Genomic DNA, 13860 nt, shown 5'->3' with positions numbered 1-13860 from the left:
AAGCCTCGTGCACGATAATTTTAAGATTTTTTTACCAAGATTTATTAGAACTTTTTTAAATCGTTCCTTCAGCACTGTTATTTCACTTTTGGAGTAAAACTTAGTAAACCGCTATTTAAACAATCAAACTCTGTATATTCTACGAAGTTTGTGAAATTCAAATAGCGGTTTTTATTTTAATACCTATATTATTTCATCTTGATTACTTTTTACATATTAGCCTTTTCAGTTACAGAAGCTACTTCTTCCTCAGCCTCATTCAAACTGTTTTCTTGCTTTTTATTATCCAAGTTCTTAAATGCAGTTGAAAGCATAAGCTTTATTCTATTAATTTGATTAACTTCACTTGCACCTGGATCAAAATCAATAGCTGCTATATTTGCCTTAGAGTATCTTCTTTTAAGTTCTTTTATGACTCCCTTACCAGTAACATGGTTTGGAAGACAAGCAAATGGCTGCATACATATAACATTCAAAACTCCATCATTTATTAATTCTACCATCTCAGCTGTTAGAAACCATCCTTCTCCAGTCTGATTTCCCACTGAAACTATGCCCTTTACACCCTCTGCCAATTCTTTAATGGAACTTGGAGGAGTAAACCTAATGCTTTCTTTAAGTGCCATTTTCATTGGTTTTCTAAAATGTTCTATAGCATCTATAAGTATATTAGAAAGAAATTTTCCCTTTTTATCTGTATGATAATGCTTATCCTTAAATGTAGTATTATATGAAGAATAAAGTACAAAATCCATTAAATCAGGCATTACAGCTTCTGCCCCTTCTCTTTCTATAACATCTACTACATTATTATTCGCTGTAGGATGAAATTTAACTAATATTTCACCTACAAGTCCAACTTTAGGCTTCACTACATCATTTAACTCAAGATTATCAAATTCTTTAACTATATTTCTTACATTATTTTTAAATGTTTTAATTTTAGCATTTGATGAATCATCTTTACATATGTTTACCCATTTATCATAAAGCTTATTTGCAGAACCTTTGACCTTTTCATAAGGCCTAACCTTATATAGAACTCTCATCAAAAGATCTCCATATAAAATTGCCTTTATTGCCTTTATTCCAGTTCCTAAACTGTAAGTTATACCAGGATTCTTTTCAAATCTTTGAGCACTTATTGCAATTACAGGAACTTTTTCAAAACCCGCATCCTTTATAGCTTTACGTATAAATCCTATATAGTTAGTTGCTCTACATCCACCACCTGTTTGTGATATCAAAAGGGATGTATTATTCAAGTCATATTTTCCAGATTTTAAAGCTTCTATCATTTGTCCAACTACTATTATAGATGGATAGCAAGCATCATTATTTACATACTTTAATCCTTCATCTACACACTTCTTGTCCACAGAAGGCATAACAACAAGATTATATCCTTCACTTCTAAGTGCCGTCTCCAAAAATTGAAAATGTATAGGAGACATTTGAGGCATCAATATAGTATGATTTTTTCTCATTTCCTTAGTAAATACTTTTCTCTTTGGAAGTTCAAACTTCCTTTCAGGTTTTATATTATTCTTATCTCTCTCAGCCATAGCTGCTTTAAGGGACCTTATTCTTATCCTTATAGCTCCTAGATTGCTTCCCTCATCTATTTTAATGAGAGTATATATTTTTCCATACTGATCCAGTATTTCTTCAACTTGATCAGTTGTTACCGCATCAAGCCCGCATCCAAAAGAATTAAGTTGTACAAGTTCAAGATTATCTTCATGTGCAACAAAACTTGCTGCTGCATACAGCCTTGAATGATATACCCATTGATCTACTACTCTTAAAGGTCTTTCAACTTTTCCAAGATGCGCAATAGAATCCTCAGTTAAAACAGCCATCCCAAAACTATTTATAAGTTCTGGTATCCCATGGTTTATTTCAGGATCAATGTGATATGGTCTTCCTGATAAAACTATTCCTTTTTTACCAGTTTTCTTTAAATATTTTAAAACTTCTTCACCTTTTCTACCTATATCCTGCCTTAAGTTTTCCTGTTCATCCCACGCTTTATCCACAGCTAAGCCAACTTCACTCTTTGTTAAATTAAATTCCTTAAGTGACTCTAAAAGCATTTCTTTTAGTTTGCCCTTATCATCTAATGACAAGAAAGGATTTTTAAATATTATATCTCCATCTCTAAGACCATCAATATTATTCTTTATAATCTCTGCATAAGAGGTTACTATAGGACAATTATAATGATTATTTGCATCCTTTTGTTCCTGTCTCTCATATGGAACACAAGGATAAAATATGAACTTTATACCTCTTTCCATAAGACTAACAACATGTCCATGTGCAATTTTACCAGGATAACATACAGATTCAGACGGTATTGTATCCATACCTTTTTCATAAACACGTTTAGACGATCTAGGTGATAATTCAACTCTAAACCCTAGCTCTGTAAAAAAAGTAAACCAAAATGGATAGTTTTCATACATATTTAAAACTCTAGGAATTCCAACAACTCCTCTTTTGGCTTCTGTCTTTTTAAGTGGTATATAACCAAAAATCCTCTTATATTTATAATCATACAAATTAGGAAGATCATTTTTCTTGATTTCGCTGCCAGCGCCTCTTTCACATCTATTTCCAGTTATAAACTGTCTTCCATCTGAAAACTCATTCACTGTAAGCATACAATTATTAGCACATTTGCCGCATCTTCTCATACTTGTTTGAGTGCCAAACTTTTCAAGTTCATCACTCTTTAATATGGCTGTTTCATGCTTACCATCATAGTTTTCCTTTGCTATAATAGCTGCTCCAAAAGCGCCCATAAGTCCTGCAATATCAGGTCTTATAGCTTCTCTTCCTGATATTATTTCAAAACTTCTAAGCACAGCATCATTATAGAAAGTTCCACCTTGTACTATTACTCTTTTGCCCAAATCCTTTGGGTTTCTAACCTTTATAACCTTAAAGAGTGCATTTTTTATTACTGAGTATGAAAGTCCAGCTGATATGTCACCTACTTCAGCACCTTCTTTTTGAGACTGCTTTACCCTTGAATTCATAAATACCGTACACCTTGACCCCAAGTCAACAGGTCTCTTAGCAAAAATAGCAGTCTTTGCAAACTCACGTACATCCATATTTAATGATTTGGCAAATGTCTCCAAAAACGAGCCGCATCCTGATGAACAAGCTTCATTTAAAGTTACAGAGCTTATTACTCCATCCTTTACCCTCATACACTTCATATCTTGTCCACCAATATCAAGTATAAAATCAACACCAGGCTGGAAAAATTCAGCAGCTTTATAATGTGCAACTGTTTCAACCTGTCCAATATCAACTTTAAGTGCTGCTTTTATAAGGCTCTCTCCGTATCCTGTAGATGCACTATTAACAATATGAGCATTCTCAGGAAGCTTACTATATATATCCTTTAATATTTTTACTGAAAGCTTTAAAGGACTTCCTTCATTACTTCCATAATATGAATATAAAAGTTCTCCAGTATCAGATATTAAAACTGCCTTCGTAGTAGTAGAACCTGCATCTATTCCCAAAAAACAATTTCCACTATATGAACTAAGTTCTCTTCTACTTACTTTATCTTTATCATGTCTTTCCTTAAATTTATTATAATCATCTTCATCTCTAAATAAAGGCTCTAAGGTATTTACTCCATTGTCTACTGCTTTATTTAGTTTTAAAAGTCTTTTCTTTATTTCTCTAAAAGTTAATACTTCCTCATTTTTAGAAGAAAGTGCTGCACCCATAGCTACAAATAGCTGTGAATTATCCGGGAAAATAACCTCATCATCTGCGAGTTTTAAAGTTTCAATAAATCTCTGTCTCAGTTCAGATAAAAAGTAAAGAGGTCCACCTAAAAATGCGACTTTACCTTTTATTGGTTTTCCACAAGCAAGGCCACTTATAGTTTGATTTACAACTGCTTGAAGTATTGAAGCTGCTACATCCTCTTTTGCCGCACCTTCATTTAAAAGGGGCTGAACATCTGTCTTTGCAAAAACACCGCATCTAGCTGCAATTGGGTATATACATGTATGCTTTTTAGCAAGCTCATTTAAGCCTGCGGCATCTGTCTTTAAGAGCGTAGCCATTTGATCGATAAATGCTCCTGTTCCGCCAGCACAAGTTCCATTCATTCTTTGATCTATATTATCATCATAAAAATAAGTTATTTTTGCATCTTCTCCACCAAGTTCTATTGCAACATCAGTTTCAGGTACAATTTTTTCAATAGTATTAGTACATGCTATTACTTCTTGAATAAATTTAACATCCATCCATTCGGAAACAGACAATCCTCCAGAACCGGTTACCATAACTGTAACATTTTCATTTTTAAATTTTTCGTATGCTTCAGTTATGAGGCTTATAATTGTAAACTTAATATCTGAATAATGTCTCTGATACTTACTGTATAAAATGTTATCATCATCATTTAAAATTACTATTTTTACAGTAGTTGATCCTACATCTAATCCTAAATGTAAATTTTCTCCCATAGTTACCTTCCTATCTATTTTGAATTCAATTTAGTATAACATATAGTTAAATAAATGTTAACATATACGAGGTTTGGGCAAAGCCCATTATCCTTCTTAATCTCATAAAAGCACTCTTTTTATCACGAGGTTTTACAGTTTAAAAGCGTATTACACAAATCAACTTTTATTTTTAGAAAATGCTTTTTTATAATTTAGAAGGATACTGAATCTGACTAAAACTCCTTATATGATAGTTATCCTTCTTACTCTCATATATGCTAACACAAGGTTTGTTAGTGCTACATTATGTAGCTAGTTAAATTAACCTCACTATATATTTATTTTGTTCTTATTAATACATATTATCTTTTACTAATTATTATTCTATCATATAAAAATAAATTCCTCAATTTAAATCTTTATGAAAATTGAATATTATTACATATATTGGATATAAATTTAAATACAAACTCATGTAAGGAGGTCTTTAATATATTATATTTTAATAAAGCTACAGATTATTATAATAAAAAAGACTACAAAAAAGCTCTTTCAATGTATAAAAAAGCTCTTGAATTAAAAGAAAATGAATCTGCATCATTATATAACTCCGCTGTGTGTCTCATAAAATTAAAAAACTATGAAAAGGCTATACCATTTATAAAATTGGCTCTTACTAAAAGAGAAGACAGCAGATACTATTTTAATCTTGGTTACTGTTATGCTATGACAAAAAATAAGAAAAAAGCTTTAATATGCTTTAATAAAGCCTGGTCTATTGACAATAATGATGAGGATTGTAAAAAAGCTATTACACTTATTCTAAATTCTTATAAAAAATTTTCTCTTTAGCAAAATAATAGTATTTTGAAACATTAAATAAAAATCATAAGTCTAAGCTTCGAATTATAAAAATGCTAAGAAATTTTAATAACTCGCTGAAAAAAGCTCAAACAAATTAAAATTTCTAAGTCTTTTTATAATTTGAAGCAATTCTTATTGACCTTTATTTAAATCGTTTCCAAAATACTATTACTTCGCTTAAAATAAAAGCATGGAAATTTAAAAAAAATCTAATAACTATTGGTGAAAAAGTCATAAAATTATCATACACGTAGTTTGGATTTCAACCTATTATTCTTAACTTCAAGCAGGCAATCTTTAACTTGCATGAGCAGTACAGACAAAGTCCATGTAAGTTAGAAAATACTTATACTGGATTAAGAAAGATAATGCGCAGAAACCAAACCTCATTTATGAGTAACAATCTTCTTTTGTGGTTTTATAAAGTTTCACTTATTTTTATAGATTTTTTTATAAATAAATATACCTATAGAAGTCAATATCAGTTCAAATATAAAACTTCCATAATATATATTCCTAAGAATTACACTTATACTTCCATTTCCATTTTTATTCGTAATAAATCCTGAAGTAACTCCATTTACGGCTAAGTCCCCTCGCTCATTGTCACCATCTAAATTCAAATTCCAAAGAGGAGTTGGTGATTCTGAATAATTTATAAGTAATTTTTCATTATTAGGATTAGAAATAGACAAAAGTCTCTTCATAGAATCTACCCTTGAATATTTTACTTTCTTCCCCTTTACTTTAGACGGAAAGAATTCATCAAAATTATTTCCCTCAAACATTATTAAATTGTCGACAGATATTAATTCTGAATAATGATAAATATTATACTTTTTCATCTCTATGTAACCATCTTTACTACTATTTCCTCTACATAATATGTGAAATTGCATATATGATGCTTTTTTAGGAGCTTCTATCACCTGCTCATATGAGTTCCAATCGTTTTTAAACCTCTCATTTATATCATTAATATATACATCTGAAATAACTCTAGAATCCTTGTCCATAAATACTATTTTCATATGTCTATCATGTACATATTTTGAAATAACTGAAACCTCAAATAAATATTCATTTTGCTCTATAACATTCATTTTTTTAGAAGCATAATCATACCAATCATCTGATTTTGTTTTCTGTAAATTTATTTCAAAAACATCTTTATCAATGTGACTATCCATCATTGAATCATTTATTTTTTCTTTTGAAACTCTAGCATTGTTTTTTTTGTTACTGCTCTTTTTATCTACCTGCTCATTATATTTAAATTTATGTAAATCAGTAAAATCACTTAACGTTGGTGCACAGCTATTAAATGTTATTGTAATTGTATATTTTCCTTTTTTAAGATATATATCTTTTAATTCAATTCTCTTATAATAACTCATTTGATCTGGTATGTTTTTTAATGTATACTGAAAATTATTACTTAAACTATTCAAATTTACGACTTCATTATCATTATTTATCTTAGTAAATTCACTGCTAGATATCTGCCTTGTTGTTGTACTATTATCCTTTAAATTTTTAATTTCAAAAGTAACATATCCGTTATTTCCATTAAAAGCATTCATATTCATTACAAAAGAATAATTTGCATCTTTTATTATGTCTACGTTTCTTTTTAAAGTACCATTTTGAGAACTTATGCTTCTCCCCATACTTAACTTAGGATATATCCTGCTGCTTTGAATATTTCCAGAATATTCAAAGTTATTCTCTGCCTCAAGTTCATAAAATACCTTACATTCATCAGCCTTTTTATAAAGCTTTTTTTTCAAATTATTATACTCATCATCAGAAACCACTGTGAACAAATTTACCGCATTAAAACCTGATTTGTTTTCAACCTTAATAGAATTATCTCCAGCATTAAAGTGAAACTTTCCAACTTCAATCCATTTAAACTGATTCTCATAAGAATTAAATGTATCTACATAGGCAGATTTGTTTCCAATAGTAATTTTAAGTTTTCCACCCTTTTTAGAAACGAAGGCTCTTATATAGACTTTTGCATTTTCAGGTTTTTTGAGTTTTTTGTTCATATCAAAGGAATTAGAAATTTTATATTTACTTAAATCGTATATATTGATGTCATGAATCTTCCAATAAGTTTTTTCCTTTGGATTTTTATAGCATAGGAGTTCCATTCTCATGTACTTTGCTCCTGGTGGAGATACACACTCTCCATTAAAATCCATAGAATCAAAATCACAATCATCTGATGGTTTTACAACATAGCTGCTGTATATTTCGTGCATATTAGTATCAAAATATTTAACTTTAAAGTGAAGTTTACTAGTATTCTTGCCTGAAATATTTATCCTAAATTTATATGGATTATTTTCCTTAGCTCTTAAAACACCAGATTTAGCTACTTCCCAGATATTATTTGACTGACCTTTTTCTATTTCACCCTTTACATATGGTGCGCTACTATTCTTTTCCTTTACATCAGCCTCAATTTTATATTCAGAAGGATTCTCTGATACAAAAAAATCATTTTTCTTTAAAATATCTTTAAAATTCACTATATTTTTCCCCTTGATTTTATTTACTTTATTAGGAGCCGCATTTAATTTCATATTTGAAAAAGTATACACTATTCCTGAATTAAAATCGAAATCAAATGGGAAATTATTTATATCCTGTGAATTTAAAATCCACAGCCAATCTGAATTTTGACACAAAGTTTTAGCCCAGTTCATATATGCATCAGAGCTATTAATACTATCAAAAGGAACTATATAATCATCTTGCTTCAAATTACACATTAAAACATCATTTATATTATTGGCTTCAAGGTAATCACCTTTATTCAAAATGTCTATACATGATTTTTTATCTATTGCCGAAAATATAACACCTAAATTCTTAAAATTAAAATTAGGTATACTATTATAACTTTCTAATTTATCAAAGCCATATGGAGTATATATCTTTTTAGGTACATTGTATAAATATGGCAAGCTATTCTTAATATCATAACAAGTCGCAATTTTATTTTCATAAGTTTTTTTAATAGACGAATCCTTGCTTATTATTTTTTTATTAAAATTCTGTCTTTGAGTTTGACCATTGTATTCCTTATGATATACAAATTGATTAACTCCAAATGCACTTATTAATTTACCAATATTTATAGACATGCCCCTATCCATTAAATATTGAAGGAAATTCATATAATATTGTATATTCATGGAATTGCCTTCATGTTGAAATATAGTGTTTTTTGAAGACGAATATACTTGTATATCACCTGTTGCCTTCTCCATTCCATACTTTTCACCATTTACATTCCAGTATGGTGTTGAAACTCCTGTTTTAGATTGCAGCATATTATCTGCAATAGGTAGATATAAAACCTTACTGCTAAAAGAACCTTTATTTTTTAATTTATTTTGCAATTCTATATACTCTTTAGGTTCCTTTACAGGATTATAAAATCCCTTTATATAATGTATATAAAACGGATGTATATATACTAACAAGCACACAATTATAAATGTGGTAAATAAAATGCAAAACGTCATAACATATTTAAACCTATTAAATCTTATGGTAATGGAATACAATCCAAATATAAGGAGTACACTTAAAAAACATGCCATTATCGCTACCATTTTATTACAGTCTCTAAATATGCTGCCTATAACAGGAAGTTTATTTATTCCTACAAACATGCTATAAAACCAATCAAAATTAGGTCCTGTAGATAATATCAAAAAAATTCCAGTAAGTGCAGTAAAACATAAAATTAAATATTTCCGTCTTATCTCAAATATTATCGAATATAATATTATTAATAAAATTATACCTCCTGAAATATAAAAACTTATGCTAAGACTTCTAATATCAAACATAGGCCACCAATATGATATTAAATAAAGTATATTTTTTATAGAACTGTATTTTCCAAATAAAAATAAAGTATCAATTACATTTACATTATGCTGCGTAACCTCTGCCTTTAAAATAATACTAAATACATACATAGACAACCAGTAAGCATTTGTAACTATGAATATTGGTATAAATATAAACACTTTTTTAAAAAAATTTACCATTATGCATTTAAAGTTGTATTTCTTTTTCACTAAACACTCTAAAGACAATTTTAACAAAATAAAAATAGTTATAATAAATATAACTATAATTCCGTAAAAAAAATAATGTATTGCAGCAGCACTAAATGCAAAAACAACACTTAGCATAAACATATCAAATATATTTCTCTTATAAATCCTAGTACTTTGTATGTCATAATCCTCTATTATGGTTTCTTCAAATCTATAATAGAAAATATTTAAATAAAACATAATAATTAATGGAAAAAGGCTATATCCACATAATAGATAAACATGTTGTATTCTAACTATAACCCATGGATTTATAGCATAATACAAAGCCCCAGGTATAATAACAATCTTTTTTAGCAGCTTATTGTTAATAAAATATATATTTAAAAGCCTATTGCAAAATATATACATAGATGTTCCAGAAATTAATATTATACCTGTAATAAAACTTTTTAAGAATACTGCTCCACTATAATTAAATACCATTGATAATGCATAAAATGGAAGTATATACATTAAACGCGGCACATTTAGCAATGTAGAAGTACTCCACCTTTCATTCCATGCTCCAAATATCTCATTCATATAACCTTTTGAAGAAAATCCAAAATCTATATCACTAAAAACAATATGTCCGCTTCTATATATGGGATTCAATATAAGAATTATTAATAAATATAATATTAATATACATATAAAATCATATCTATGTTTATTCAAAAAAATTTTCAGCTTACTTTTAATATCCTTCATATATTGTAAAAATTCCTCACTTTTTATGCTTTATAATTTGAATTACTCCTATAATTGTTAAGATAATATACATGTTTATTATGCCTAAAGTTAAAATGGGATGCTTCATATATCTTTTAAGGTTACTTTTTCTATAAAGCACTGGTCTAAAAAAATACCATCGTTTAAGAGTTTTCATAAAGCCATTCTTTTCAGACTGAATTGTCTTGTCCATTACAGAAAAATAGTACTTTTTCTTTTTTAATAAATTTCCCAATGTAACAAACTTTTCATCGTGGTAAACTTTTGTAAATACAGCCCTCTTTATCATTCCGCCCTTTTCCATATATCTTATAGTAGGCTGCGTTTCTTCAAAAGAGATTTGATTGGGGTTTATTCTCCCAGATAGATCATAAGCATCTATTCTCCAAAATCGTGCTGCTTCTATAGAGTTTTTACCTATATTACCTCCTGAATTATTTATTGTATTTCTCTCGAAAACCTTAACCTTAGAATAAAAATTTTTATAGTTTGAAAAGGCTACTTCAGGTATTATAAGTGCTCCTACCTTTTTATTTTTATGAAAAAAATCAATACATTTTTCTACGAGCTCGTCCTCTAAAAACATATCCGAATCTATTATGTATATATATTTACTATTTAATTTTCTTGCTAATGCTATTGCTTTTTCTCTAGCTGCACCACGTTCTTTATGTTCAAGTGATATAAATTTAAATCTATCTTCCTTATTTGCAATTTTAGAAAATGCCTCCTTAGAACCATCCTCTGAACCATCATCTGCTGCTATTACATAAAGCTTATCATATTTTTGTTTCAAACAACTTTCAATGCACTTTAATGCACTTTCCTTATTATTATAAGTTGAGAAAACTATTGATACTATTTCATCCAAATCTATTTCTCCCCTTTTATTTTATATAGTTTATGAATTTATCAAAACATATTGATGTATTATCCCAATTAAATTTGAGTGAAAAATCATAAGCTTTCTCCCTTACTAAGTTATACTCAGTTTTATCCTCTATAACCCTGCTCATGATTGAACACAAATCCTTTGGTGTATTTTCTTTGCAAATATATCCTGCCTTTCCTTGGTCTACTGCATCAACTAATCCTTTAGAATTGTACACTATAGTTGGTGTACCTACAGCTCCAGCTTCTATTACTGTTAATCCAAAACCTTCACGTGATGACGGAAACAAAAGTGCTTTCATCTTACTCATCAAAGTAAGTTTTTCTTTATCAGTTACAAAACCAAAAAAAGTAACATCTCTATTTTCATCTCTGTCGCCATAAGATATATTATTTTCTTTAAATACAGGCACTAACTTTTCTTCAATATAGACATCATTTTTCTTGCCAATAATCCAAAGCTTACTCTGTGTATGTTTCTTTTTTATAATTGAATAAGCTTTAACCGCCGCATCTATGCCTTTATAATTCACAAAACGACCTACATATCCAAAAATATCTGAGTTATCTTTTTCAATAAATTTTTCACTGTTCCAAGGCTTAAAGTTGAGTCCCTCTGGAAAAATATGTACCTTATCTTTATTAAACCCTATGTCTATTAAGTCATTTTTAGTTGATGCCGATACCGTAATAGTATAGTCATTTTTATATAATTTCAGTGTGGGAGTCTCCGACAAATATCCCAAAAAACTAATAGGAAATTTAGCATTCTCATACCATATTTCTCTTGTTAATTGATGTATAAAAAATATTCTTTTTTCTTTAGGAACCCACAGTGGAGTGAAAAATTTATGAGTATTACACTGATCCACCACAAAGTCAATTGTTTTTTCATTTAATTTATAATACTTTTTTGCCTCTCTTATCACAGATAAAATGTTTCCACGCCTTATATAGCTTATATTATCTATTATTTCCTCACTCTTTGCGCCTTCAAATATTGGAGAAAAATGTGTTATGTTATATTTGTCAAAGTTAAGCCTTTTAAGCATTTCATGAGTAAATACTTCAGCTCCACCACTTTTCGGACATTTTATATCCCTCCATGATAAAAACAGTATGTTAATTTTATTATCTTTCACTACTCTTTTCCTCCTTCTACTTTTTTAGGCTTTAAGACATGTATAACACTCATTAAAAGTATGAAAAATAGCACTGCGTAGAAAATAATTTCAATATAAAAAATGGATGTTATATTTTCATGATGTAAAGCTATAATAATCATAAAAGCAATAGAAGCTATGAAAAGAACTATAAAATGTATCCACTTCTCAATTATTATATAAATATTGATTATTATAAAAATAAAGCTCAAGAAAATATATGAAATTATTCCAATAAAGAAATAATCTTTTGCATGTGCATACTGTTTTCCAAAGAAAATTGTCACCGTATACGGCATTACAAATTTATAAAATATAAGTGTAAAAATGCTTACTCCTACCATTATGAGAAACAAATTTTTAATACACTTATTGAACTTTTTCCTATCATAAAGTTTTTCAGTAAGCAAAGGAATAAATACAGTAAATATACTGGAGGATGCAAATGTCAAAAGCTGATTATATTTTAAAACAACTGCAAATATACCTGAACTTCTAGGTAAATAATAATTAACCATTATCATATCAATAGAAGTAAAAAAATTAAAAAAGAAATTTGCTATGTAAATATTCGTAACTTGTACTGCAATTCCCTTAATCTCACTTACCTCTTGTTTCAGATTTAAAAACCTTCTAGCTTTATATACACCATGAATTAGTGAAAAAATCATACCAAACAATATAGCCAAAAGCACTGAATATATATTGCTCTTATTCCGTAATAATAAAAACAATGCTAAAATTTTAAAAAGTACTTCTATGTAGAAACTTATGTTAAGAATAAAAAAGTTTTTTGTTCCCTGAAAAATTCCTCTTATAACACTTAAAAATATATTTGAACCAAGTATTAAAATTATAATGACAATACTTATAAAATCGCTTTTTGTAGTTCTAATCAGTACTGGAGAAAAAAGAAGTATAAAAGCCGTAAAAATAAAGAAACATACTGTTGAACTTTTAAATATACCTTTTAAATTAGATTTTGAATCCTTATTACTGGATATATATTTTGCTGTATATGTTTGAAAAGAAACTCCTATGACTGTAAGAATTGAAATTAGTGATAGAAGTGAATTAAGCTTTCCATAATCATCCGGAATCAAGTACCAGCTTACAAATATGTGAAAAAAATAATTCACTCCATTTAAGCTAACATCAAATATAGGGAATATTATTTCTTGAAGTTTTTTTTGTTTACCTAGCTGATTTGAGATACTCTGAATATTCAATAGTTTCCTTTAGTATTTTTTTATAATTTCCCTGTAAATTTAATGGCTTTGTTAGGTACCTATAAACTTCTCCCTTATTTATAGCATCTATTATAAATGAAGAATTATAATTTCCCGATAATGCAACTCTTACTACTTTAGGGTATTTATTTTTAACAATTTGCAGCAGCTGTAGGCCATTTGTTACAGGCATAAGTATATCTGTTACTATTACATCAATATCATCGTCCTCAAGTATTTCTAAAGCTTCCTGCGCACTTGACGCATAAAATTTATTGAATTTTTCATTTTTTAAAAGACCATCAAGAGTTTTTAAGATAAATTTTACATCATCAACAAATAATATTGAATTTTTGTACAT

Annotated in this window: 7 protein-coding genes; 1 reads left to right on the top strand and 6 read right to left on the bottom strand. The window is 28.6% G+C overall.

The window, feature by feature from the left end; genetic code table 11:
• Positions 1-209 precede the first annotated feature (209 nt).
• Entirely contained in the window at positions 210-4508 is a 4299-nt protein-coding gene (locus BEE63_RS16930; RefSeq protein WP_066022502.1) for a 2-hydroxyacyl-CoA dehydratase, read from the bottom strand.
• A 474-nt stretch (positions 4509-4982) separates the two neighbouring features.
• Here BEE63_RS16930 and BEE63_RS16925 point away from each other — a divergent pair, with 474 nt between their 5' ends.
• Positions 4983-5342 (top strand): tetratricopeptide repeat protein, encoded by a 360-nt coding sequence (locus BEE63_RS16925; protein WP_066023269.1) that lies wholly within the window; start codon positions 4983-4985, stop codon positions 5340-5342.
• Positions 5343-5782: 440 nt separating this feature from the next.
• On the opposite strand, the gene BEE63_RS16920 is transcribed toward BEE63_RS16925, so the two are convergent.
• Genes BEE63_RS16920 through BEE63_RS16900 form a run of 5 tightly spaced genes read right to left on the bottom strand, consistent with a single transcriptional unit; the run spans position 5783 to position 13860 of the window.
• Complete coding sequence (locus BEE63_RS16920; RefSeq protein ID WP_066022501.1) at positions 5783-10195, bottom strand: hypothetical protein; 4413 nt, start codon at positions 10193-10195, stop codon at positions 5783-5785.
• A gap of 16 nt (positions 10196-10211) precedes the next feature.
• On the bottom strand, positions 10212-11087 hold the full coding sequence (locus BEE63_RS16915) for a glycosyltransferase family 2 protein (protein WP_066022500.1): 876 nt from the start codon (positions 11085-11087) through the stop codon (positions 10212-10214).
• A gap of 16 nt (positions 11088-11103) precedes the next feature.
• The gene (locus BEE63_RS16910) at positions 11104-12249 is read right to left on the bottom strand and encodes a glycosyltransferase family 4 protein (RefSeq protein WP_066022499.1); all 1146 of its coding nucleotides are present in this window, start codon (positions 12247-12249) and stop codon (positions 11104-11106) included.
• Positions 12249-13499, bottom strand: coding sequence for an oligosaccharide flippase family protein (locus tag BEE63_RS16905; RefSeq protein WP_066022498.1), 1251 nt, complete (start codon positions 13497-13499; stop codon positions 12249-12251). Before BEE63_RS16905 ends, BEE63_RS16910 begins: the two co-directional genes overlap by 1 nt.
• Positions 13465-13860, bottom strand: a complete 396-nt coding sequence (locus tag BEE63_RS16900; protein ID WP_066022497.1) for a response regulator — start codon at positions 13858-13860, stop codon at positions 13465-13467. Before BEE63_RS16900 ends, BEE63_RS16905 begins: the two co-directional genes overlap by 35 nt.

Origin of the sequence: Clostridium pasteurianum, from assembly GCF_001705235.1 — a bacterium.
Classification (GTDB): Bacteria; Bacillota; Clostridia; order Clostridiales; family Clostridiaceae; genus Clostridium_S; species Clostridium_S pasteurianum_A.
Note: the sequence above shows the minus strand (reverse complement) of the source record. Positions and strands in the feature narration are given on the sequence as shown.

What these genes read in the sequence shown, in the direction of transcription:
- BEE63_RS16930 (WP_066022502.1), bottom strand. Translation starts at nt 4,508, where the DNA reads ATGGGAGAAAATTTACATTTAGGATTAGATGTAGGATCAACTACTGTA.
- BEE63_RS16920 (WP_066022501.1), bottom strand. Translation starts at nt 10,195, where the DNA reads ATGAAGGATATTAAAAGTAAGCTGAAAATTTTTTTGAATAAACATAGA.
- BEE63_RS16900 (WP_066022497.1), bottom strand. Translation starts at nt 13,860, where the DNA reads ATGTACAAAAATTCAATATTATTTGTTGATGATGTAAAATTTATCTTA.